Here is a 23,973-nt window from a genome sequence, read left to right as displayed (position 1 = left end):
CCCATGAAAATGCATCAGTCCCCATTGGAAAAGCACATGAACGCCCACAGCCTTTTGATCCGGTTTCGTTACGCACTGCATCACAGCCGTCTGATGCAGATTGCGACGCTGGTCGGTTTCTGGCTGGCGGGTGAGCTTTTCGTCCGCCTCGTCGGTCTGCCTCTGCCGGGTGGCATTGTCGGTATGGCGCTGGTGCTGGCGCTGCTCCTGAGCGGTCGTGTTAGCCTGTTCAGCATGAAGCGCGGCGCAGAATGGTTTCTAGCAGAAATGTTGCTCTTCTTCGTTCCCGCAGTGCTTGCAATTCTCGAGCATAAGGAACTGCTCGGTCTGCTCGGTCTGAAAATCATGGCTGTGATTTTGCTCGGCACGTTGACGGTCATGAGTGTCACCGCACTGACGGTTGATCTCTGCTACCGCTGGAGCCTGCGTTATGTCGCTAAGTAATCCGCTTGTTGCGACGCTTTTCTGGTCTGCCGCGACGATCCTGCTTTATCTAGCTGCCAAGCGCGTCTATCGCCGCTTTCCGATGTGGTGGTTGACGCCGCTCGTTGTTACGCCATTGTTGCTGATAGCGCTGGTCATTGGGCTCAATCAGAACTATCGCGGCTATTTCGGTGCTACCCACTGGCTGGTTGCGCTGCTTGGACCTGCAACGGTTGCTTTTGCGGTCCCGATTTACCAGCAGCGCGCAACGATCCGCCGCTATTGGCCGGTGCTTCTGGCCGGTGTGGTCGTCGGAAGTTCGTCTGCCATGGCTTCCGCATGGGGTCTGGCGCATCTGCTGGGCCTCAACGAAGCAATCAGCCTCAGCCTGATGCCACGTTCAATGAGCACACCGTTTGCGATGACCGTCTCTGGCGACATTGGTGGAACGCCTGACCTGACAGCAATCTTCGTGGTGCTGACAGGTGTGTTCGGTGCAGCTCTCGGTGAAGTCATGCTCAACTGGCTGCCGATCCGCTCCGCGCTGGCACGCGGAGCCCTTTTCGGTATGGGTGCGCACGGAGCCGGTGTGGCCAAGGCCCACCAGATCGGCAGCGAAGAAGGTTCGATTGCCGGGCTGGTCATGGTGCTTGTTGGCCTCGTGAATGTGCTTGCTGCTCCCCTGATTGCCCACTTTTTGTAAGAGCCTAGTTTTACAGACAATTCTTTAAAAACGCCCGGTTTCCGGGCGTTTTCTGTATTAGCGAATCTGCCTTTTTCTTGAGCATCAACGTCTTTGCATAACTGATATGCATTAATGACCGTTGCTGCAGGGAAGGGGGGCGGGTAAATATCTCTTCATCGAGTTCACTCCTCCTCCCAGAACTCGATAAGGAATGCGGCACTCCTCCTCCCAAGCCGTATTCAAGATCAGGCCGCGCATCCTCCTCCCGCGCGGCCTTTTTCTTTTTTAGCTCCCCTGCATCCTGCTTCGCTTTCAACTCCGTGCGTTGACAATGCGTAACTGCATAGCCCCATAGGCAAGCTGCAGCATCTGCTCTATCTCTGATTCAAGTTTTGAATCGGGGAGACAGTGTCCATGACAAGCGGCATCCACCACATCACCCTCATCACCCGAAAAGTGCAGGCGAATGTCGATTTCTATGCCGGCTTTCTGGGGCTGCGTATCGTCAAGCAAACAGGCGGGTTCGAGGATGCCGAGCAGCTGCATCTGTTCTATGGCGACCGCTCGGGCACGCCCGGATCGTTGATTACGTTTCTGGTCTGGGAAGATGGTGCCAAGGGGCGTGTTGGCCACGGTCAGGTCAGCGAAATCGCGCTTGCCATCGATCGCACGGCCATCGGTTTCTGGCTCGAACGCGCCTTGCGTTATCATGTGCCTTCCGAAGGACCGGTTCAGGAGTTTGGCGAACCTGTTCTGCGCCTGCGCGATCCCGACGGTGTGATCGTCAAGCTTGTCGGCTGCGATCTTGCCGCCAATGATGCGTGGGAAAGCGAAGGCATTCCGCCAGCTTTCGCCGTCAGGCGTTTGCGTGCCGCGACTATTCTGTCCGAAGCGCCGGAACAGACGGCAGGTTTCATCGAACGTTATTTCGGTTTCAGGCCTTCGGCGAAAGAAGGCACGATAGATCGTCTTCTGTCGGATTCCGGCGACGCCATCGATGTGCGTGACGCCGGCGGCTTCTGGCCGGGCATCCCCGGCACGGGCATTGCCGATCATGTCGCTTTTCGTGCTGCCGATACTGGCGACGTGGAAAAGGCGGAGAAGGAGCTTTCCAAGCTCAATTCCAGCGCTGTCAATGTGCACGACCGCAAATATTTCACGTCGCTCTATGTTCGCGAACCGGGCGGAACGCTGTTCGAATTTGCAACTGATGCACCGGGCTTTGCAATAGACGAGCCGGTCGAGAAACTGGGTCAGTTCCTGTTTGTGCCGCCCGGTAATGAAGAAAAGGCCGATGCCATTCGGGCACGAATGCCGCAATTCGCTCTGCCGGGCGAAGAGCGCGTCATCTATCGTGATCTGCCTTTCGTTCATCGGATACACCAGCCGGAAGACCCGGATGGCAGTACACTGGTGCTTTTGCATGGCACTGGTGGAAACGAAAACGACCTGATGCCGTTCGCCCGCAAGGCTGCGCCGCGCGCAACCCTTCTGGGGGTACGGGGACGCAGCACGGAAGAGGGTATCCAGCGCTGGTTCCGCCGCTTCGATCTGAAAAAATTCGATCAGGCCGATATTCAGTTTGAAGCGCAGGCATTCGAGGCTTTCGTTGAAGGTGCCGCCGCCGCTTATGGTATCGATTTGAATCGGACAGCCTTTATCGGGAACTCCAACGGCGCAAATTTGCTGGCGGCTTTCATACGCCTGCATCCGCATGTGGTTCGCACGGCGGTTCTTCTACGCGGTCAGGAGGTTTTGGAGGAGCAGCCCGATAGCGCTGATTTGTCGGACGCTTCAGTACTTTTGATGAATGGTGCTTCCGATCCGTTCGGCGATGAGACCGGAACGCTGGAAAAAGTCCTGAGAGACGACGGGGCGGCGCTTACCATCAGCACGGTCGAAGCAGGGCATGCACTCATCGATGAAGATATCCTCATTGTAAGCGACTGGCTTCGGGACAAGATATAAATAAAAGGGCTGCGGAGAATTCCGCAGCCCTTTTACTATATTAATCGAGGGACTTCAGGTTACGCTCGATGGCTTCGCGCTTTCCTTCGAGGAAAGGTGGAAGCGACAGGCTCTCGCCAAGGCTTTCAAGTGGTTCATCAACAGCGAAACCCGGCCCATCGGTAGCGATTTCGAACAGGATACCGTTCGGCTCGCGGAAGTAGAGCGAGCGGAAGTAGTAACGTTCCACTTCGCCGCTTGACGGCATGCGTACGGACCGCAGGCGGTCGACCCATTCCTGCATGCTTTCCTGATCCGGCGTGCGGAAGGCCACATGGTGCACGGCGCCCGCACCCTGCCATGCGGTTGGCAGGTTCGGCTGTACCGCGACATGCAGTTCGGCGGCAGCACCGCCCGGACCCATGGAGAAGACATGGACATGGCCTTCGCCGTCAGGCGAAGCGTAATCGCCGGTCTGGCGCATGTTCATGACCTTTTCCAGAATGATCTGGGTCGGTACCAGTTCGGGAACGCTAAGCGTAATCGGTCCGAGACCTCTGATCTGCCTTTCCGCAGGCACGGGACTCCGGTCCCAGCTATGTGCCTCACCCGCGCCGCCATCATCGGTCAGGCGCAAGCGCTGCCCTTCCGGGTCTTCGAAGTCGAGAGCAGCCCGTCCCGCGACCTCGAAAATATCGCCCGTCTGGACGCCTTTATCGTTAAGGTGCTTTCGCCACCAATCGAGACTTTCGACACCGTTCACACGCAAACCGGTGCGGGCGACGCTGTTGGTGCCGCGCTGTTCGCGCTGTACCGGCCAGTCGAAAAAGGTGATGTCCGTGCCGGGCGAAGCCAGCCCGTCTGCGTAGAACAGATGGTAGGCGCTGGTGTCGTCCTGATTGACGGTTTTCTTGACGAGCCGAAGCCCGAGCGTGTCGGTATAGAAGCGCCGGTTGCCGGGCGCATCGGCGGTAATGGCTGTCAGATGGTGCAGCCCTGTCAGTTCCAATGCCATAATGTGCCTCCTTCAGAAACGGAGTTGCTGTTGGGGGATATATCGGTCTGGGCTGATCGTGAGGAAAGTATCACCTGTTGAACAGTGTGTAACCCATAAGCCGCAATCGCCTTGCGTTCCGACAACGGTGGATAATTGGGGCTTGGCAGAAGGTTTCAGGTAAAGAATATATTAACCCTCAAAGTTCGGGTGTAATACCAAAACTAGATGAGTTTGACCCATCGAGTTTTGGTTAAGCCTGTGCGGCGATTGAGCATTTTCAGGGCGTGATGCGTCAGCATCTCAGCGCCCTCGTATAAGAGACCTGCTGGCGTAGCGTTGAGGGAGTTTGGTTTTGCGGCGCGTTTTTTCTCGGACTGCCCCTGCGTTGCTTGTTCTTCTGTCTGTGCTTGCCGGTTGCGCCAGCCGGCCTGAAGGCGTGCTTATCCCGGTCGGCGATGTCGCTTCGCCCGGTACGACGAAGGTGAATCTTGTCGTTGCCACCACGCGCCGTCCGTCTGATAATCCCGGCATTCTTTTCTCCGGCGAACGCGACAAGCTCGTGTCGCTCAACGAGATCGTTGTGTCCATTCCGCCGGAAAAGAACCGCAAGGCGGGTGAAGTGCAGTGGCCCAAGAAGCTGCCGCCCAATCCGCAGAAGGATTTCACCACCGTCAGCGTGACACCGGTCAAGACCGATGTGGAAATGGCAGGCTGGGTCCGCCCGCATCTGACTAAAAGCCGCCGCGTAATGGTGTTCGTGCACGGCTTCAACAATACGTTCGAGGATTCCGTCTATCGCTTTGCGCAGATCGTGCACGATTCCGGTGCCGATGTTGCACCGGTGATCTTTACCTGGCCATCGCGCGCCAGTGTTTTCGACTACAACTACGACAAGGAAAGTACCAATTATTCCCGCGATGCGCTGGAACAGATCTTGCGCGCCATCGCACGCGAGCCAGAGGTCAAGGATATCACTGTCATGGCCCATTCGATGGGCAGCTGGCTGACGGTCGAGGCTCTGCGGCAGATGGCGATCCGCGACGGTCGCGTCAATGCCAAGATCACGGATGTCATTCTGGCATCGCCCGATCTCGACGTCGATGTGTTCTCGAAGCAGTTCCTTGCCATGGGCAAGCAGCATCCGCGCTTCACGTTGTTCACGTCGCGGGATGACAAGGCGCTTGCATTGTCACGGCGCATTTCGGGCAATATCGACCGCCTCGGCCAGATCGATCCGTCAATCGAGCCTTATCGCTCCGAGCTGGAAAAAGCAGGCATCACCGTTATCGACCTGACACAGTTGAAGGCGGGTGACCGTCTCAACCATGGCAAGTTTGCTGCAAGTCCGGAAGTCGTGCAGTTGATCGGTCAGCGCCTTGTCGCAGGCCAGACCATCACGGATTCGCAGGTTGGCCTCGGTGATCGTCTGGGGGCGGTGGCGATGGGCACGGCACAGGGTGTCGGCACGGCTGCCTCGCTGGTGGTGACGGCGCCGATTGCCGTGTTCGATCCGAACACGCGCAAAACCTATGACGAGCAGATTGACCGTTTCGGTCGTGCTGTCGGCAATACGGTTGGCGCGGTAACTACCCCCACGCAGTAAAGTATGCTGACAGCGTTCTTTCCTCTGCAGTTGTCATATTTGAGCTGACGCTGTAGGACTCGCGGCCAACAAATTCGGGCCGCGAGGAGGACCTCATGCAGATCATCCGCACCATTGAGGAATTGCGTCAGGTTTTGGCACCAGCAAGGCGGGCTGGAAAACGCATCGGCTTCGTGCCGACCATGGGCTACCTCCATAAAGGCCATCTTGAACTGGTTCACCGCTCCAGAGCGGAAAATGACGTGACCGTCGTGTCCATCTTCGTCAATCCGTTGCAATTCGGCGCGAATGAAGACCTCGACAAATATCCGCGCGATCTGGAACGGGATGCCACTCTGTTGCGCGGAGCGGATGTCGATTATCTTTTCGCGCCAGCGGTCAGCGACATGTATCCGCAGCCGATGCAGACGGTGGTGGATGTGCCAACCCTCGGCAACCAGATGGAAGGCGAGGCGCGTCCCGGTCATTTCGCCGGTGTTGCGACGGTGGTGAGCAAGCTCTTCAATATCGTCGGCGCGGACACCGCCTATTTCGGCGAAAAGGATTTTCAGCAACTCGTCATCATCCGCCGCATGGTGGAGGACATGGCCATTCCGGTGCGAGTGGTCGGCGTCGAGACGGTGCGGGAGGATGACGGGCTCGCCTGTTCGTCCCGCAACGTCTATCTAACGCCCGAACAACGCGCCGCTGCCATCATCGTACCGAAGGCACTCGATGAGGCCGTGCGGCTTTATCGGTCCGGTGTGGATGATCCCGATGCGCTGGAAGCGGCAATTCGCACTTTCATCGCCACGGAACCGCTGGCGACGCCGGAAGTGGTGGCACTCCGCGATCCGGTGACGCTTGAGCGCCTGACATCGGTTCAGGGGCGTCCGGTGCTCGTTGCGCTGTTCGTGCGGCTTGGCGCGACGCGGCTTCTCGATAATCGCGTGATCGCGCATGTCGCGCAGGAACAGGCGGCCTGAGATGAGCGCATCCGTTAAACAGAAGCGACTGACGCCGAAGGCCATTTCGGCTCTCAAGGGCGAGCGCCCGATTGTCAGCCTCACCGCCTATACGACACCGATTGCGCGTCTGCTCGATCCGCATTGCGACCTGCTGCTGGTGGGGGATTCACTCGGCATGGTGCTTTACGGCATGGATTCCACCCTTGCTGTCACGCTCGACATGATGATCGCCCATGGGCAGGCGGTGATGCGCGGGGCCGAGACGGCCTGCGTCATCGTCGACATGCCGTTCGGTTCCTATCAGGAATCAAAGGAACAGGCGTTCCGCAATGCGGCTCGTGTGATGCAGGAAACCGGCTGCGACGGCGTCAAGCTCGAAGGCGGCGAGGAAATGGCCGAAACGGTCGCATTCCTCGTCAAGCGGGGCATTCCGATATTCGGTCATGTCGGGCTGATGCCACAACAGGTTAACACGGTCGGCGGCTTCCGCTCGCTCGGACGCGGCGACGAGGAAGCCGACCGGATTCGCCGCGATGCACATGCCATTGCCGATGCCGGTGCTTTCGCGCTGGTTATTGAGGGCACCGTGGAACCGCTGGCGCGCGAGATCACCGCATCGCTCGCCATTCCGACGGTTGGCATTGGGGCTTCGGCTGCCTGTGATGGGCAAATACTGGTTTCAGACGACATGCTGGGGCTGTTTCAGGATTTCACGCCGCGTTTCGTGAAGCGTTTTGCGCAATTGGCGCCGCAGATTTCCGATGCAGCCAAAGCCTATGCCGAAGAGGTGCAGGCGCGTGCATTTCCGGGGCCGGAGCATGTTTTCGGCGCGAAACCCAAGGGCTGAATAGCAAAACCTGTGCCGTATGGCGGTAGCGCCTTGTATTTATTCGTCAATCGCGTTCAATGTCGGAACTGTTTTCCGGAGTTGCCGTGACCGACGATATTGCCCATACCGAACTGATTGCCGTGCTGACGGCTGTGACCAGTGAACAGCCGCGCGTCATGACTGTGCGGCAGGGACAAGCTTTACCGTCGGGTCCGTTCGAAAGCGAGCATCGTTCTCTGCAATCGGGTCTGCGCGCCTGGGTGCAGTCGGAAACCGCACATCCGGTCGGTTATCTGGAGCAGCTCTACACTTTTGCCGACCGTGACCGTCACGCACAGGGCGAACGCATCATCTCGATCAGCTATCTCGGCCTCGTGCGCGAAAGCGATGCGGCGGCAGGGCAGGCGGGCTGGCGCGGCTGGTATGATTATCTGCCGTGGGAAGATCACCGTCAGGGCGAACCGGCCATCATGGAGCATCTCAACAATGCGCTGCTTGTCTGGGCCTATCGGGCTGAAACGCCGGAGCTGACAGCGCAGCGCATGCGGCGCATCGCTTTCACCTTCGGCTTTGAGAGCGGAGAGTGGAGCGGGCGCTGGAACGAAGACCTTGTACTGCAACGTTATGAGCTGCTGTTCGAGGCTGGTCTGGTGGCCGAGGCCGGAATGAAGGAAGACGAGAACGGCCGCTCCATGTTTGCCGATCATCGCCGTATCCTTGCCACGGCAATTGCGCGACTGCGTGCCAAGATCAAATACCGCCCGGTGGTGTTCGAGTTGATGCCTGACGGTTTCACCCTGCTGCAGTTGCAACGCACCGTCGAAGCGTTGGCCGGCTTGCGCCTGCACAAGCAGAATTTCCGCCGCCTGATCGAACAGCAGGATCTCGTCGAGGAAACCGGCGAAAGCGACAGCGAAACCGGCGGTCGCCCGGCAAAACTGTTCCGTTTCCGCTACTCGATTGTCGAGGAACGCGCCCTTTCCGAGCGCCATCTGGCTGGTGCCAAGCTGCCAATCTCTCGCGATTGACAATATACTCGAATCGAGTATAACTTCGCAGACATAAAATACTCAAGTTGAGTATAATTGATGCACTCGGGAGATCACCCATGAACGATCATGTTTCCGTCTCGCAACTCTATGATCGCGTGGCCAAAGTCCTGCCGAAGGCGGAGTGGCTGGGCTTCGAGGACGACGTTGCGGCGATCCTCGAACTGAAGAAAAAGCGCAATGCAGTCATCCTTGCGCATAATTACCAGACGCCGGAAATCTTCCACTGCGTGGCCGATATTGTCGGCGACAGTCTGGCGCTGGCGCGCAAGGCTGCGGAGGTCGATGCCGATGTGATCGTGCTGGCGGGCGTGCATTTCATGGCCGAAACGGCCAAGCTGCTCAATCCAGGCAAAACGGTACTGATCCCCGATATGGCTGCAGGTTGTTCGCTGGCCGACAGCATCACGCCGGAAGATGTGGCGTTGCTGCGTGAAGCGCATCCCGGCGTGCCGATCATTACTTATGTCAACACATCCGCTGCCGTGAAGGCGGCATCCGATATTTGCTGCACCTCCGGCAATGCCAAAAAGGTGGTGGAGTCGCTCGGCGTGCCGCGCGTGCTGATGATCCCCGACGAGTTTCTGGCGCAGAATGTGGCGCGCGAAACCGATGTCGAAATTCTCGCCTGGCATGGCCATTGCGAGGTGCATGAACGCTTCACCCCCGACGATATTCGCGAATTGCGCGAGAGCCACCCCGGTGTGGTGGTTCTGGCCCATCCTGAATGCCCGCCGGACGTGGTGGAAGCTGCCGATTTCGCCGGGTCCACGGCGGTCATGTCGGATTATGTCGGCGAGAAAAAGCCGCAGCGTGTCGTGCTTTTGACCGAATGCTCGATGAGCGACAATGTCGCTGTCGATCACCCCGATGTCGAGTTCATCCGCCCGTGCAATCTCTGCCCGCATATGAAGCGGATCACGCTTGCCAACATTCGCGATGCGCTGGAAAACAATCGCCATGAAGTGACCGTCGAGGCAGCACTGATGGAGCCTGCCCGGCGCGCCGTCGAACGGATGCTGGCGGTATGAACACGGCCCCGCTCCCGGTTCTCGTCATCGGCAGCGGTCTTGCCGGTCTGATGACGGCGCTGACGCTATCTCCGCAGCCGGTGTTGCTGGTGACAGCGGGAAGCCTCGGCCTGTCCGGTTCGAGCACGCTTGCGCAAGGCGGTATTGCTGCAAGTGTTGGTGCTGATGACAGCGCGGCGCTGCATCTGGCCGATACGATTGCGGCTGGCGACGGCCTGTGTGACCGGGGCGTGGCTGCGGAGATTGTGGCGGCAGGCGCGGAAGTCGTTGCTGCGCTGGAAGCGCATGGCGTGCACTTCGACCGCAAGTTGGACGGAGCATTTTCACTCGGTCTGGAGGCAGCCCATAGCCGCTATCGCATTGTGCATGTGGATGGCGACGCGACGGGGGCGGGCATCATGCGCGCTTTAACCGCAAAGGTTCTGGCAACGCCTTCGATCACAGTTCTGGAAAACACCCGCGCCCTGCGTTTGATCAAGCAGGATGGCCGTGTGGTCGGTGCCTGTCTTGAAAATCTCGGACCGGTTGCAGCAACCGCCGTGGTGCTGGCGACGGGCGGGATCGGCGGACTTTATAAGGCAACAACCACGCCGCTTGGCAATCTCGGCCAAGGTGCCGCTCTGGCAGGCCGCGCTGGCGCTGTGCTTGCCGATATGGAATTCGTGCAGTTCCACCCGACCGCGCTTGCCGTTTCTGCGCCGCGTCTGCCGCTGGTTAGCGAAGCGGTGCGCGGGGAGGGCGCTAAGCTCGTCAATGATCGTGGCGAGCAGTTCATGGCTGATATTCCGGGCCGTGAGCTTGCGCCCCGTGATGTGGTGGCGCGTGCCATTGGCAACGAGATTGCACAAGGGCGCAAGGTCTATCTGGATGCGCGCGCGGCTCTGGGTGCGCGTTTTGCAACCCGGTTTCCCGGTATCGACGCGCTTTGCAAACAGCATGGCATTGATCCGTCCAGTGATATGATCCCGGTCAGACCGGCCACGCATTACCATATGGGCGGCATCAGGACCGACGCCGACGGGCGCAGCAGTCTGCCGGGGCTGTGGGCTGTGGGCGAAGCGGCCTGCACCGGCCTGCACGGCGCCAACCGGCTGGCCAGCAATTCGCTGCTTGAAGCTGCCGCCATGGGGCTGCGCGCCGCCCGCGCGCTTGGCTGTGAAGAGGCGGTCGCCGTGCGGCATCCCGTGCCGGTCAGCCTGCCGCAGAGCGCCGATCCCGAACCGGTGCGGCGCGTGGTTTCCAGCCATCTTGGCCTGCTGCGTGATGAAGAAGGTTTGCGCTCTGCAATCACCGCCCTTCTCCCCCTCGCGGAGACCGACGATGCCGCAGCCGTGGCGCTGGTTGCTGCGGTTGCGGCATATGAACGGCGCGAGTCGCGTGGCAGTCATGCCCGCACCGACTATCCCGCCAAAATTGCGGCTCCAGTCCGCAGTTTTTTCACCTTTCCGGCAGCTTTCGCACTGGCACGCGACATTGCCGCGCCTCACCCTGTTACAAGGACTGCATGATGAACCTGCCGCGCTTGTCTCCGCTTGTCGTCGAACCGCTGGTGCGCGCTGCGCTTCTGGAAGATCTGGGGCTTGCTGGTGATATTACCAGCAATGCGGTGGTGCCGGAAGAACACTGCTCGGCCATGCTGTTCAGCCTGCGCCAGCCGGGCGTTATCGCCGGGCTGGACGTGGCTGAAATGGCATTTCGTCTGGTCGATCCGGATGTCACATTCGAACGTCTGGCGCGGGACGGTCAGTCTCTTGAAAAAGGGGAGGATGTCGCCCGGGTTTCCGGCTCGTCCCGCTCTATACTCGCAGGAGAACGGACGGCGCTGAATTTCCTTGGCCATCTGTCCGGCATCGCCACGGCGACGACTAATCTGGTCAAGGCTGTGGCTGGCACAAAGGCCTCCATCGTCTGCACCCGCAAGACGACGCCCGGTCTGCGCGCCTTGCAGAAATATGCAGTCCGGGCAGGCGGCGGCATGAACCACCGTTTCGCGCTCTATGATGCGGTGCTGATCAAGGACAATCACATCGCCGTCGCGGGCGGGGTGCGCGAGGCCATCGAACGCGCCAAGGCTGGCGCCGGGCACATGGTCAAGATCGAGGTCGAGGTCGATATGCTGCAACAACTCGAGGAGGCGATGGCCATTGGTGTGGATGCCGTTTTGCTCGACAATATGTCGCCAGCGCAATTGCGCGAGGCGGTATCGGTGATCGGCGGGCGCGCTATTTCGGAGGCTTCTGGCGGCATTACACCGGAAACAGTGGCGGCGGTTGCAGCCAGCGGCGTCGATCTGATTTCGGTTGGCTGGACCACGCACAGCGCGCCAAATCTCGATATCGGGCTCGATTTTGAATTGAATAGATGAGGCTTTACGTCTTGTGTGGACAGGCGCAATATCTCCCACATAGGCAATGTCCCAACGTGTTTCGCTGTGAAACCTAGCCCACCGCTAAGGGTTAGGTCTCGCACATTCATGGCGTAAACTGCATCCATACTCGTGCAAGAATCCTACATGCAAAAACATGATTGAATAATTCATGTTTTCATGTCACACAATGACTGACTGATAGTCAGTCATGAGTCGTGCGGTGGTTCTGCAACTTGCTTGTGTGCGTGCCGGCTGCCGGATCGCCGTCACGGCTCAAAGCGGCATTGCCGCAGAAAGTTTGATGGATATCGAGCAGGAGGGAAGCGTGATGCTTCACCATACGGAAAATTGGCCTTACGTGGTCACCTTGTCGAAGGGTGCATCGACCTTGGAAGAAACTCGTGAATTCTTTGATGTCTGGAATCGGTGGCTTGATGAGGGAAAGCCCTTCATCACGATCCGCCGTTTTCTGGACGAGGATGCACTTGCGCATCCCGAAGGTTCGGCACGGGAAGTGAAACAATGGTTGCAGCAGAATGCGCAGCGTATTCGCGAACAGGTGCTGGGCATGGTGAACATCGTTCCGGAATCTGTTTATGAACAGGCAAGCCGCATGGATGCAGAAAAGCTGTTTCGCGTCCCCGCGGGCACATTCTCCAATGTCGATGCGGCGCTGCATTGGCTGGAAGATCGGGTCATTCGACCAAATCAGCTTGATTTTGACAGGGCGGCGATCCGGGATAAATTGGCAGCGACCTGAAGTTTTGGAGATTGATTTGCCTTCCACTGCCATCAAGCCCAAGCCCCGCACTAAACCAGCGGAAATACGTCGCGACGAGCTGATGGCTGCAGCCGAAGCCCTCTTCCTCGAAAAGGGCTTCGCGGCGACAAGCGTGGATGAAATCGTGCGTCTGGCGGACGTTGCCAAAGGTACGTTCTACCTGCATTTTCGCAGCAAGGACGACATCCTGCTTGCCTTGCGGGAGCGATTTGTCGATGGGTTCTGCGAGCGATTGGAACGTCAACTCGGTCTACTTCCCGCCGACGACTGGCAGGGAAAACTGGCTGCATGGGCCGAGACCGGAATTGCCGGCTATCTCGACAACTACAAACTCCACGACATGGTGTTCCATGATTTTCACCCGCCCATGCGTCGCATGAAGCAGGAAAATCCGGCAATCGTCCGGCTCGATGCGTTGTTGACCGACGGTAATGCTGCAGGCGCATGGAAAATCGCCGATACGCGTTTGACGGCTGTACTTCTGTTCAATGCGCTGCACGGTGCGGTCGATGAGATCATCTCCAACCCGGATATGATGGATCGTGCCGAGATGGTCGCCGGTGTGAAGACGTTTTTCCTGCAGGCGGTACGATCTCAATAAGTACAGTTAAAGAAAAAGGGAGGCAGACGCCTCCCTCTATTCATTTTCCAGCGCTTGTGGCAGGGCTTACTTTTCAACAAAAGCCTTTTCGATGACGTAATGTCCGGCTTCGCTCTGGCTGCCTTCCTTGAAGCCGCGTTCTTCCAGAATCTGCTTGGTTTCGGCCAGCATTTCCGGGCTGCCGCAGAGCATCATGCGGTCGTCATCGTGGTTGAATTCCGGCAGACCAATATCGGCAAAGAGCTGACCCGAACGAATGAGGTCGGTCAGGCGGCCACGATTCTTGTAAGGCTCACGCGTGACAGTCGGATAGTAGATGAGCTGGTTCTTGACCATTTCGCCGAGGAATTCATCCTGCGGTAATTCATTGGCGATGAAGTCCGTATAGGCAAGCTCAGCCACCTGACGTACGCCATGAACGAGAATAATCTTCTCGAAACGTTCATAGGCCTCCAGATCGCGGATGATCGACAGGAATGGCGCGAGACCGGTGCCGGTCGAAAGCAACCAGAGATTTTTTCCGGGCTTCAGATTGTCATAGAGCAGCGTGCCGACCGGCTTCTTGGACAGGATGATCTGGTCACCAACCTTCAGGTGCTGGAGCTTTGAGGTCAATGGACCGTTCGGCACCTTGATCGAGAAGAATTCCAGACCGTCTTCGTAAAGGCTCGAGGCAATCGAATAGGCGCGTGTGAGCGGCTTGCCGTTCACTTCCAGGCCCATCATGATGAACTGGCCGCTCTGGAAGCGAAAACCGGGGTCGCGCGTCGTGCGGAAGGAAAACAGCGTGTCGGTCCAGTGATGGATGTCGGTGACGGTTTCCTGATTGAAGTTGCTGCTCATTTTCGGAACTGTCTCTGTCTTGCTCCAGCACCGCTTGGGAGGACGGCGCCTATGGAATGGATTGGTCGGTTCGGTTTCTATCGGTCATTGCTGCATTTTGCCCGCAGTCGTGCAGCTCCGTGGAGACTGCATCCGCTGCGGGCAAAACGCCTTGATCACAATCAATGTAAGCGCGTCATGCTGCCTTCAGGGTGGCTTCCGCGAATTCGTAGTTGGCCAGCTTGTCGAGGAAATTCGTTACATAGTCAGGCCGACGATTACGGAAATCGAGATAATAGCTATGCTCCCAGACATCAAGCCCTAATAGTGCCTTGCCTTCGCCTGTTGCCAGCGGGTTGGAGCCATTTGGCGTCTTGGTGACCTTCAGCTTGCCGTCATTGGCCAGAACCAGCCATGCCCAGCCCGAGCCGAACTGCCCGACGGCCGCAGCCTTGAAGGCTTCCTTGAACTGGTCGACGCTACCGAAATCCTCGACGATCTTCTTTTCCAGAGCTCCAGGCAGGCGACCACCGGTTGCCGACAGGTTCTGCCAGAACAGATCGTGGTTCCAATGCTGGCCGGCATTGTTGAACACGGGAGCTAGATCAGCCTTATCCTTGGCGAAGAGGACGATTTCTTCGAGCGACTTGCCCTTGAGCGCGTCATTTTTCTCCACGAAACCGTTGAGTGCCGTCACATAGGCCTGATGGTGCTTGCCGTGGTGCAGCTCAAGCGTTTCCGTGCCCATTCCGACGCCTTCGAGCGCGTTGGTTGCAAAGGGAAGTGGTGGCAAAGTGAAGCTCATTTTAAAACTCCTGATCGCTTGAGCATAATCACCGTTCAGCATCCTGAGGATCTATCCCGGTGTGGACTCTGGCTTTGACGAAAGCCGGTTTGAATATTGAAAATTCAGAATTATCTTGCTTCGACAGGCCTGATCACCTATTTAACAAGATAATCCTTCTTTAAATAGAAAATGGCACATATGTCAAGGAATGACTTTCTAAATACCGATGAATTGGGAGCACGTTCTCCCGCGGAGAGGATCATGCTCTCGCTCAAGATGCGGGGAGCGCAGACCGCCGCGACCATCGGGGAACATTTGGGAACCACAGGTGAGGCCGTTCGCCAACAGCTCGTGCGTCTGGCAGAGGAAGGGCTTGTTTCCTCACATTCCGTATCCCAAGGCGTTGGCCGCCCTTCGTTGTTCTGGGATCTGACCGAAGCCGGTAACAAACGTTTCCCCGATACGCATGCCGATCTGACGGTTCAGCTTCTTCATTCGGTGCGTACCATTCTTGGTGACGATGCGTTGGACACGCTGATCGCCCATCGCGAGACCGAGACGCGCCGTCAATATCAGACGCGGCTGAAGGATTTGTCGCTCGACCAGCGAGTGAAGGAACTTGCCGACATTCGTTCCGCCGAAGGCTATATGGCTGATGCCGAAAAGCGGGACGATGGCTCCTGGCTGCTCATCGAAAATCATTGTCCTATCTGCGCCGCTGCAGATGCCTGCCAGGGCTTCTGCAGATCAGAGCTTCAGGTATTCAGGGCCGTGCTTGGCCCTGATGTTTCTGTAAACCGCACCGAGCATATTCTGGCTGGTGCGCGGCGCTGTGCTTACGTTATTGCGCCGACCGCCTAACCATCCTTTTAGCACTATGCCGGTTGCGGCTGTCTCGCGCTGCGGACCAGAGCGAGTGCCGACACGAATGCCAGTGCAGACAGAATGGCAAAGCCGGAGAAGAGCCAAAGTGCGGCATGTGCAGTGCCGGTAAAGCCGCCGGGATTGGTGAGGCCAGCCATATTGGCAACCATTCCTGCAAGTGCTGCGCCAAGGGCGGTCGTGAAAAGCTGCACCATGGTTACGGATGCGGAAGCCAGATTCTGATCCTCTGCGTCGGCACGCTTGAAAATGCGGGTCAGCAGGTGCGGCCATGTCAGGCCAACGCCGAAACCGATGACGGCCAGCGCGATACAGATCGGCAGCAGATCGTACCAATGTCCTTCGCTGCCAGCGGGAATGAGAACGGCCAGCGTAACCATGCCCGCCACGCCCATGACGGGGGCGGCCAGAATGACACGGTCGGTACGCCCGGCGGCAACCCCTGACGATCCGATGGAGCCAAGTGTCCAGCTGCCGCCCATGATGGCTGCCAGATAGCCCGCAACAAGCGGCGACTGGTTGTGCAGCACCTGAAAGAACAGCGGCACGAAGACTTCGGAACTGGTGACGGATGCGCTGAGGAAGGCGAGGGTCAGATAAAGCGCGCCGAGTTTCTGGATGCTGAACGAGCCTTTCGGCAGAATGCGCCTGCTGGCTTTCTTTTCCACGGCTGCGAGGAGAAGCAGCAGAATAATGGCAAGCGCAACGCCTCCGGCATTGAACGTCAGTTCGGATGAAATACTTCCAGCAGAAACGGCGAGGACTGCAGCGGTCAAAAGGATGAGTTGTGGCCAGGCAAGCCGGTCATTGCTGGCGGCGGAGCCGGATTCACGCGGCAGCACCGTCATGGCCATGATGGTGAACACGGCAATCACCGGCGCGAGCGACCAGAAGGCGGCACGCCAGATGCCAAGCTCCGCAAAAACACCGCCGATGGCAGGGCCGACAAGTGTGGCCACGCCCCACATGCCGGAAACGAGGCCAATAGCGCGTGGCCACAATGCTTCGTCGAAAACGATGCGGATCATGGAATAGGAAAGGGCGAGCATCATGCCGCCGCCAAGACCCTGTATGGCGCGCCCCGCCAGCATGACAGGCATAGATGGAGCCAGACCACAGGTCAGGGTTCCGGCAGCGAAGATTACCGCCGCGATCAGATAGGCGCTGCGCGGGCCTGCCTGGGAAAGCAGGCGCGGCACGAGAGCCGAGCCGAGAATGGATGCAGTCACGAACAGCGCCGTGTTCCACGCATAATAGTCCATGCCGCCAATGTCGGCGACGACCGTTGGCAGAATGGTTGTGGCGATGAACACGTTGATGGCATGAAGCGCGACACCGCCGACAAGCGTCAGCGAGACGATAGCGTTTCTGCCTGCGAACAGGTCTCCCCAACCGGCGGTCGGCTTCTGATCCTGCATTTCATTTTCCTTTGACTGTCATCGTGCGGGCGAAAGTCTGAATGAGGTCGCCCCGAACATGGAGAAAATGGCTACGCCCGGGGCTGTAATTTGTCAAGCAAATGCTTGTTTAATTAATTTGATGATACTTCTGGGATTGTAGCGAGCCCTATCGGCCGGCAGAAGCCATTTGTCCGGGCAAAGACTTTCAATGAAAACGGCAGGGCAAGGGGTAGCGCATGTCTCCCGAAAGCGGGAACCAGTTTCGGGATAAAGACATGCGTAAAAACAAACAGATAGAGCGGTTCCAACGACTTCTTATCAACCGGAACCGCTCTAGAAGAGGGAAGGGGTTCAAATTCCTGCAGAAAGCTCTATATGAAGCTCACCTGCTGAAGGTCGGGAAGTAATCCGCGATAGCTTGTGGGGAAATTTTTTCCCGATAATGCTGTGGCGGATTTGTGTTTCTGTCACAAGCTTCCTATAAGCCTTCGAATAATTTGGGAAACCACCTGTGTGTTTCCTCAACTTGGCAAACCAGCCTTGCTGGCGAGGCCAGATTTCCCCTTTGGACGACCCGGAACTCTCATGATCCAGACGCCTTACTACCTGATCGACAAGACCAAGCTGAAGCGCAACATGGAAAAGGTTGCCTATGTGCGCGAAAAGTCCGGCGCCAAGGCTCTGCTGGCGCTGAAATGCTTTGCCACGTGGTCGGTGTTTGATCTGATGAGCGAATATATGGACGGCACCACGTCGTCATCGCTCAATGAAGTGCGTCTCGGCCATGAAAGATTTGGCGGCGAAACCCATGCCTATAGCGTGGCCTATGCTGATAACGAGATCGACGAAGTTATCAGCCACGCCGACAAGATCATCTTCAATTCGATCGGTCAGCTGGAGCGTTTTGCCGACAAGGCAGCGCATATCAAGCGCGGCTTGCGTCTGAACCCAGGCGTTTCGTCTTCGACCTTTGATCTGGCTGACCCGGCGCGTCCGTTCAGCCGTCTTGGCGAATGGGATGTTGCGAAGGTCGAAAAGGTCATGGACCGCGTGACCGGCTTTATGATCCATAACAATTGCGAAAATTCCGATTTCGGTCTTTTCGACAAGATGCTGACCGATATCGAAGAAAAGTTCGGCTCGCTTCTGCATCGTGTCGAATGGGTCAGCCTTGGCGGCGGCATTCATTTCACCGGTGAGAATTATCCCGTCGATGAATTCTGCGCGCGCCTGAAGGCGTTTTCGGAAAAGTTCGGCGTGCAGGTCTATCTGGAGCCGGGCGAAGCCTCGATCACCAAGACCACGACGCTGGAAGTGACGGTTCTTGACACGCTTTATAACGGCAAGAACCTCGCCATCGTCGATAGCTCGATCGAAGCACATATGCTCGATCTGCTCATCTATCGCGAAAAGGCGAAGATGGCGCCCAACAATGGCGGGCACAGCTATATGGTTTGCGGCAAATCCTGCCTTGCTGGCGATATTTTCGGCGAGTTCACTTTCGACAAGGAGCTCTCCATTGGGGACCGCCTCTCATTTGAAGATGCAGCCGGTTATACCATGGTCAAGAAGAACTGGTTTAATGGCGTGAAGATGCCAGCCATTGCCGTGCGTGAACTTGATGGCACGGTCAAATTAGTCCGCGAATTTGATTATGCGGATTTTGAAGGGTCGCTTTCTTAAAGATCCTTTTGCAGCCCTCAAACTGCAATGAATTCATGTGTTCCGGGTGAGAAGGCAATCGGGACGGTTAACAGATGGCGGGTAACCGCTGGAAGAGGAAGCATCGACAGAAAATGAAGAAGAACGTTCTCATTATCGGCGCCGGGGGCGTGGCACAGGTTGTTGCACATAAATGTGCGCAAAACTCTGACATATTGGGCGATATCCATATTGCGTCCCGCACGGTTGAGAAATGCCGCAAGATTATCGATAGCGTGCATGAAAAGAAGAGCCTCAAGACCGAGGTGAAGCTGGAAGCGCATGCTTTGGACGCGCTGGATATTGAAGCCACCAAGGCTCTGATCCAGAAGACGGGCGTTCAGATCGTCATCAATGTCGGCTCGGCCTTCCTCAATATGTCGGTCCTTCGCGCCTGTATCGATACGGGCGTGGCTTACATGGACACCGCGATCCATGAAGATCCGAAGAAGATCTGCGAAACCCCGCCATGGTATGGCAACTACGAATGGAAGCATCTCAAGGAATGCGAAGAGAAGGGTATCACCGCCATTCTCGGCATTGGCTTTGATCCGGGCGTGGTTAATGCCTATGCACGTCTGGCTGCTGACGACTATCTCGATGAAGTCAAATCCATCGACATCGTTGACATCAATGCCGGTTCGCATGGCCGCTGGTTCTCGACCAACTTCGACCCGGAAATCAACTTCCGCGAATTCACCGGCACGGTCTATTCATGGCAGGGCGGTCAGTGGCAGTCGAATAAGATGTTCGAAGTCGGCCACACCTTTGACCTGCCTGTCGTCGGCCCGAGCAAGGCTTATATGACTGGTCATGATGAAGTGCATTCGCTGTCTAAGAACTACCCGAACGCAGATGTGCGTTTCTGGATGGGCTTTGGCGATCACTATATCAACGTCTTTACGGTGCTGAACAATCTGGGCCTCCTGTCCGAACAGCCGGTCAAGACTGCCGAAGGTCTGGAAGTCGTGCCGCTCAAGGTGGTCAAGGCCGTTCTGCCTGATCCATCGTCGCTGGCACCAGACTATACCGGCAAGACCTGCATTGGTGATTTCGTCAAAGGCACCAAGGACGGCAAGGAGAAGGAAGTCTTCATCTATAACGTTGCCGACCATAAGGACGCTTACAACGAAGTGGGTTCGCAGGGCATTTCCTATACCGCTGGCGTTCCGCCGGTTGCGGCCGCAATCCTGATCGCCTCGGGTGAATGGGATGTGAAGAAGATGGTGAATGTGGAAGAGCTTAATCCAAAGCCGTTCCTCCACATCCTCAACCAGATCGGCCTGCCATCGCGCATCAAGGATGAAGACGGCGACCGCGCACTCGACTTCGCGTAAGCCTCATCTGAATGAGTAAAGAAAACCCCGCCCAATGCCATGCTTTGTGCGGGGTTTTTTATTGGCGCTTTGCTCTGGCTTACTCTGGCATATTTGGCCAAGTATCCGAGAGACGATACCCACTCGGAAACGGATCGCTCGGATCGAGCATGAGCTGCGAAGTTCCCGTCACCCAAGCGCGACCGGAAATGATTGGGCTGATGGCCGGTTTGCCACCAAGCTCCAGAGCCTTGTCCAACCGACAGTGAAACTCTGTGCCCAGCACGGACTTTCCGATAAATTTCTCGCCGACTTTCATCTGGCCTTTTGCATGAAGCACGGCCATGCGCGCCGAGCAGCCAGTGCCGGTCGGGGAACGGTCGAGTTTGGCCGGGCGAATGGCAACGGTGTTCACGCCAGTCAGCACATCGCCGTCGCGCGTCACCGGCTCGGTGATCTGGCAGAAGGAAATGTGGTTCCAGTCTTTTTCAGGATGGCGGAAACCAAGCTGCTCGTTGGCGGCTTTGGTAATCTTCACGCCAATTTCGGCAAGTTCCCGCGCCTGGCCCGGCTCGATCTTCATTCCGATAGAAGCTGCATCGACAATGACGAAACTGTCACCGCCATAAGCCGTGTCGACAATGATCGTGCCAAGGTCTTCAACTTCCAATGAGACATCCAGACGGTCAGCGAAAGATGGAACGTTGCGCACACTGATGCGCTCGGCCTTGCCGTTGCGACATTCGGCTTCCACTTCAATGATTCCGCCCGGCGCCTCCAGCACCATGCGCGTCACGGGTTCCTGCATCGGGATAATGCCGCTATCCAGCAAAACGGTGGAGACGCAGATTGAATTGGACCCGGACATGGGCGGCGTATCGGCTGGCTCCATGATGATGAAACCCATCTGCGCGCGCGGATCTTTTGGTGGCACCAGCAGATTGACATGGCGAAACACACCGCCGCGCGGCTCGTTCAGCACGAAATTGCGCAGGGTCTCGTCGCTGGCGATGAAGCGCGATTGTTCCCACACAGTATCGCCAGGAGGAGGGGCCACGCCACCGACAATGACATCACCGACTTCGCCTTCTGCGTGACAGCCGACAATATGGATGACTTTGGTGCTGCGCATGACGCCTCCTGCAATTAATGCAATCATTCCTATCGGTTAGGGCGTTAGCGTCAATCCTTTATCGGACGGGCAATTGCGCTTTCGCGTCAGAATGAGGATTCCATTCCCCTCAGTGTCAGGAGATGAAAAATCCATTCCGAGATGTGTTGCTTCTTTAAGCAAGTCTGATATCCATTGTGCTCTTATTTTGTGCAAATCGATGCGCAGCCCGCTTGGCTCCGGATCAGTTTCTGGAACATACACAACGTTCCCGTTAGAAATTGAGCAACCCGAAAAGTTGGGGTGTGATCGCTCTCTTGGCGATGGACACCCTTAGCCGGCATGGGACGGTCGATGATCGTATTTCCGCGCCTCTTCTCAGATTGACATGGTCTCTGATGTTCCGGGGCGTGACCTCATTCAAATGGAACATCCGGCGGATTGACGGCCCCGGATGCTTCGGGGAGCGGACAATGGACAGGACAATCGATGCGGGCTTTCGGGGGCCGCATGAATCCGGCACGCAACGCTGGGGCAGGGAGATGGCGGCAGCGTTGAAGCTTGGCTGGCCGCTGATCTTCACCAATCTTTCGCAGGCAGCGCTGACTGCAACCGACGTCATCTTCATCGGCCGTCTTGGAGCGGATACGCTCGCTTCGGCACTGCTGGCGACCAGCTTCTATCATACGCTCATGATCTTCTCGATGGGGCTCGTTTCGGCCGTCATGCCGATGATCGCCATCGCGCTTGGCAAGAACCGTCATTCGGTTCGCGATGTGCGCCGCACGGTGCGACAGGGGCTATGGACGGTCATAATGATCTCGATCCCGGTCTGGATCGTGCTCTGGCATTGCGAGGAGATATTCCTGTTTCTCGGCCAGCGCCCGGATATAGCTGCCCGATCGACGGATTTCATGCACACGCTGCAATGGGCACTGCTGCCTTATCTCGGATATATTGTTCTACGCTCGTTCTTTGCGGCGATGGAAAAGCCGATGTGGACGCTGCTTATTGCGGCCCTTGCCATCGGCTTCAACGCGCTTGCCGGCTGGACGCTGATATTCGGTCACTTCGGTTTCCCGCGCATGGAACTGCACGGCGCCGGTATCGCCACAACAGCGTCAAGCACGATGATGTTCCTCGGGCTTGCATTCATCACGGTGCGTCACCACCGCTTCCGCCGCTATCACCTGTTTGGCCGCTTCTGGCGTCCCGACTGGGCGCGCCTGCGTGAACTGTGGCGCATTGGTATTCCAATGGCGCTGACATTCGTGTTCGAGACTTCGATCTTCTATGCTGCAGTGGTGATGATGGGCCGCATCGGGCCGACGGCCATGGCGGCTCATGCCGTGGCGATCCAGATTGCATCGCTCAGCTTCATGGTGCCACTCGGTTTCGGTCAGGTTGCAACCGTGCGCGTGGGCCGTGCCTATGGCCGCGGCGACCCTCAGGCTGTCGCCTATGCAGGCTGGAGCGCCTATGCGCTCGGCGTCGGTTTCATGGCCGTGATGGGGCTTCTTATGGTTCTCATCCCGCGCGTGTTCATTGGTGTTTTTCTCGATCTGCACGATCCGCAGAACCTGCCAGTGATGGAACTGGCTGTCACATTTCTTGCGCTGGCGGCTCTCTTCCAGATCGTTGACGGTGCACAGGCCGTTGCCGCGGGCATGTTGCGCGGATTGCGCGATACACGCATTCCGATGTTCCTGGCTCTATTCGGCTATTGGGGTGTGGGTTTGCCGTTGGGTGCCTTGCTTGCATTCCAGTTTGAACTGGGTGGGGTCGGTATCTGGCTCGGCCTTGCCGCCGGTCTCGGTATCGTCTCGGTATTGATGACGCTGCGATGGCGCAGGCATCTCGCGCATATCTCGGCGCATCCGGCCTGACAAAAGAAAAAGCCATACGCCCGTCGGGCGTATGGCTTTTTCATCAAAGTTTTGAAGCTTACTTCGTCAGTGCGGTGATGCGGTCAAGCGCTGCGCCGAAGCCCTTCAGCGAAACCTTGAAGGCGACCGGCTGGCTTGGGCTCAGGGCTGTCGTGGTGACGTTGATATTGGTGCCAGCCTTGAGAGCTGCAACCTGCTTTGCTTCGAAGCTGACCGGCGCCAGGCAACCCTGCGGCAGGCAGGTAGAGAAAGCGAGGTTCGGTCCGGCAACTTCGTCGATCTTGAGAGCTGCGCCCTTGGCAAGATCAAGGCCAAATGGCATCAGCAGAACACCTTCGACCTTACCTTCCACATTGCGCAATTCCGCGGTCAGAACGCGCTGGCCGGTCTGCGTGCTGCTCTGGTCCTGACGCATCACACAGATGCTTGTTTCCTTCTGGCTCTGACAGGAAACGGTCCAGTCTTGGTAAGTCTCCTGAAGGGTGCTAGCTCCACCTGGAAGTGGAGCCGCAAAGGCCGAAGCGCCGGAAATGGTTGCAAGCGTGAATGCAAGACCGATTACGCGATAGCTTTTCATAAAAAGATTCTCTCTGAAATTAATGAGCCCCAGAACCGTATACTCGGACGCACTGTCCAAGAAAACATTATTGAACATAAAATATTCGTGTCTTCAACTATGAATTATTGTTTATATTTCAGTTATATAAGAAAAGAATAATATATTATTGGTTGTGCAAGCGTCTTTTTCTTGGGGCAAGGTTTTGCTGATTGTCCCCTTTTCCTCATCAAGCCGGAACTCTAAAGTCG

General features: G+C 57.2%; 22 protein-coding genes. 16 read left to right on the top strand and 6 right to left on the bottom strand.

Annotation, left to right across the window (positions count from 1 at the left end):
- The first annotated feature begins 36 nt into the window (after positions 1 to 36).
- From FG152_RS08635 to FG152_RS08625, 3 genes are all read left to right on the top strand, one after another.
- A complete protein-coding gene (locus FG152_RS08635; protein WP_010658242.1) occupies positions 37 to 444 on the top strand; it encodes a CidA/LrgA family protein in 408 nt (135 codons plus the stop codon).
- Positions 431 to 1,126: an LrgB family protein gene (locus tag FG152_RS08630; protein WP_010658243.1), complete on the top strand. Its 696-nt coding sequence runs from the start codon at positions 431 to 433 to the stop codon at positions 1,124 to 1,126. The genes FG152_RS08635 and FG152_RS08630 overlap by 14 nt, the downstream gene beginning before the upstream one ends.
- Positions 1,127 to 1,522: 396 nt before the next feature.
- Positions 1,523 to 3,076 carry a VOC family protein gene (locus FG152_RS08625; RefSeq protein ID WP_433761603.1) on the top strand — a complete coding sequence of 518 codons (1,554 nt, stop codon included), beginning with the start codon at positions 1,523 to 1,525 and terminating at the stop codon, positions 3,074 to 3,076.
- 40 nt (positions 3,077 to 3,116) lie between these two features.
- Here FG152_RS08625 and FG152_RS08620 read toward each other — a convergent pair whose 3' ends face one another.
- Complete coding sequence (locus tag FG152_RS08620) at positions 3,117 to 4,070, bottom strand: ring-cleaving dioxygenase (protein ID WP_151691236.1); 954 nt, start codon at positions 4,068 to 4,070, stop codon at positions 3,117 to 3,119.
- 328 nt (positions 4,071 to 4,398) lie between these two features.
- On the opposite strand from FG152_RS08620, the gene FG152_RS08615 reads away from it, so the two are divergent.
- The 9 genes from FG152_RS08615 (at position 4,399) to FG152_RS08575 (ending at position 13,261) form a co-directional block, all read left to right on the top strand.
- Positions 4,399 to 5,655: an alpha/beta hydrolase gene (locus tag FG152_RS08615; protein ID WP_041544929.1), complete on the top strand. Its 1,257-nt coding sequence runs from the start codon at positions 4,399 to 4,401 to the stop codon at positions 5,653 to 5,655.
- 95 nt (positions 5,656 to 5,750) lie between these two features.
- Positions 5,751 to 6,620, top strand: coding sequence for a pantoate--beta-alanine ligase (gene panC / locus FG152_RS08610; RefSeq protein WP_151691237.1), 870 nt, complete (start codon positions 5,751 to 5,753; stop codon positions 6,618 to 6,620).
- Position 6,621: 1 nt separating this feature from the next.
- Positions 6,622 to 7,449, top strand: coding sequence for a 3-methyl-2-oxobutanoate hydroxymethyltransferase (gene panB / locus FG152_RS08605; protein ID WP_151615013.1), 828 nt, complete (start codon positions 6,622 to 6,624; stop codon positions 7,447 to 7,449).
- 59 nt (positions 7,450 to 7,508) lie between these two features.
- Positions 7,509 to 8,459 (top strand): NUDIX hydrolase, encoded by a 951-nt coding sequence (locus FG152_RS08600; protein ID WP_151615014.1) that lies wholly within the window; start codon positions 7,509 to 7,511, stop codon positions 8,457 to 8,459.
- A gap of 80 nt (positions 8,460 to 8,539) precedes the next feature.
- Positions 8,540 to 9,511, top strand: coding sequence for a quinolinate synthase NadA (gene nadA, locus FG152_RS08595; RefSeq protein ID WP_151691238.1), 972 nt, complete (start codon positions 8,540 to 8,542; stop codon positions 9,509 to 9,511).
- A complete protein-coding gene (locus FG152_RS08590; protein WP_151691239.1) occupies positions 9,508 to 11,019 on the top strand; it encodes an L-aspartate oxidase in 1,512 nt (503 codons plus the stop codon). Before nadA ends, FG152_RS08590 begins: the two co-directional genes overlap by 4 nt.
- A complete protein-coding gene (gene nadC / locus FG152_RS08585; protein WP_151691259.1) occupies positions 11,019 to 11,876 on the top strand; it encodes a carboxylating nicotinate-nucleotide diphosphorylase in 858 nt (285 codons plus the stop codon). The genes FG152_RS08590 and nadC overlap by 1 nt, the downstream gene beginning before the upstream one ends.
- A gap of 211 nt (positions 11,877 to 12,087) precedes the next feature.
- Positions 12,088 to 12,639, top strand: a complete 552-nt coding sequence (locus tag FG152_RS08580; protein ID WP_226622390.1) for a hypothetical protein — start codon at positions 12,088 to 12,090, stop codon at positions 12,637 to 12,639.
- A 16-nt stretch (positions 12,640 to 12,655) separates the two neighbouring features.
- Entirely contained in the window at positions 12,656 to 13,261 is a 606-nt protein-coding gene (locus FG152_RS08575; RefSeq protein WP_433761612.1) for a TetR/AcrR family transcriptional regulator, read from the top strand.
- 66 nt (positions 13,262 to 13,327) lie between these two features.
- Here the strand turns inward: FG152_RS08575 and FG152_RS08570 are convergent, their stop codons facing one another.
- Together FG152_RS08570 and FG152_RS08565 are read right to left on the bottom strand one after the other, a co-directional pair.
- A complete protein-coding gene (locus FG152_RS08570) occupies positions 13,328 to 14,104 on the bottom strand; it encodes a ferredoxin--NADP reductase (protein ID WP_010658256.1) in 777 nt (258 codons plus the stop codon).
- Between the two features lie 175 nt (positions 14,105 to 14,279).
- The gene (locus tag FG152_RS08565) at positions 14,280 to 14,888 is read right to left on the bottom strand and encodes a superoxide dismutase (RefSeq protein WP_029925699.1); all 609 of its coding nucleotides are present in this window, start codon (positions 14,886 to 14,888) and stop codon (positions 14,280 to 14,282) included.
- A 243-nt stretch (positions 14,889 to 15,131) separates the two neighbouring features.
- On the opposite strand from FG152_RS08565, the gene FG152_RS08560 reads away from it, so the two are divergent.
- A complete protein-coding gene (locus FG152_RS08560; RefSeq protein WP_012090727.1) occupies positions 15,132 to 15,731 on the top strand; it encodes a helix-turn-helix transcriptional regulator in 600 nt (199 codons plus the stop codon).
- Positions 15,732 to 15,745: 14 nt separating this feature from the next.
- Here the strand turns inward: FG152_RS08560 and FG152_RS08555 are convergent, their stop codons facing one another.
- The gene (locus tag FG152_RS08555; RefSeq protein WP_151691243.1) at positions 15,746 to 17,170 is read right to left on the bottom strand and encodes an MFS transporter; all 1,425 of its coding nucleotides are present in this window, start codon (positions 17,168 to 17,170) and stop codon (positions 15,746 to 15,748) included.
- Between the two features lie 567 nt (positions 17,171 to 17,737).
- Between FG152_RS08555 and nspC the strand changes: the two genes are divergently transcribed.
- Together nspC and FG152_RS08545 are read left to right on the top strand one after the other, a co-directional pair.
- A complete protein-coding gene (nspC, locus tag FG152_RS08550; protein WP_010658260.1) occupies positions 17,738 to 18,835 on the top strand; it encodes a carboxynorspermidine decarboxylase in 1,098 nt (365 codons plus the stop codon).
- 113 nt (positions 18,836 to 18,948) lie between these two features.
- Positions 18,949 to 20,190, top strand: a complete 1,242-nt coding sequence (locus tag FG152_RS08545) for a saccharopine dehydrogenase family protein (protein WP_010658261.1) — start codon at positions 18,949 to 18,951, stop codon at positions 20,188 to 20,190.
- A gap of 79 nt (positions 20,191 to 20,269) precedes the next feature.
- Here the strand turns inward: FG152_RS08545 and FG152_RS08540 are convergent, their stop codons facing one another.
- Positions 20,270 to 21,301, bottom strand: coding sequence for a trans-3-hydroxy-L-proline dehydratase (locus tag FG152_RS08540; RefSeq protein WP_151615017.1), 1,032 nt, complete (start codon positions 21,299 to 21,301; stop codon positions 20,270 to 20,272).
- A 452-nt stretch (positions 21,302 to 21,753) separates the two neighbouring features.
- Here FG152_RS08540 and FG152_RS08535 point away from each other — a divergent pair, with 452 nt between their 5' ends.
- The gene (locus FG152_RS08535) at positions 21,754 to 23,166 is read left to right on the top strand and encodes an MATE family efflux transporter (RefSeq protein WP_010658263.1); all 1,413 of its coding nucleotides are present in this window, start codon (positions 21,754 to 21,756) and stop codon (positions 23,164 to 23,166) included.
- Positions 23,167 to 23,224: 58 nt separating this feature from the next.
- Here the strand turns inward: FG152_RS08535 and FG152_RS08530 are convergent, their stop codons facing one another.
- The gene (locus FG152_RS08530) at positions 23,225 to 23,743 is read right to left on the bottom strand and encodes an invasion associated locus B family protein (protein WP_010658264.1); all 519 of its coding nucleotides are present in this window, start codon (positions 23,741 to 23,743) and stop codon (positions 23,225 to 23,227) included.
- Between the last annotated feature and the right edge of the window lie 230 nt (positions 23,744 to 23,973).

Source organism: Ochrobactrum sp. XJ1 (assembly GCF_024701725.1).
Taxonomy (GTDB): Bacteria; Pseudomonadota; Alphaproteobacteria; order Rhizobiales; family Rhizobiaceae; genus Brucella; species Brucella anthropi.
This window is presented reverse-complemented; position numbering and strand designations above follow the sequence as displayed.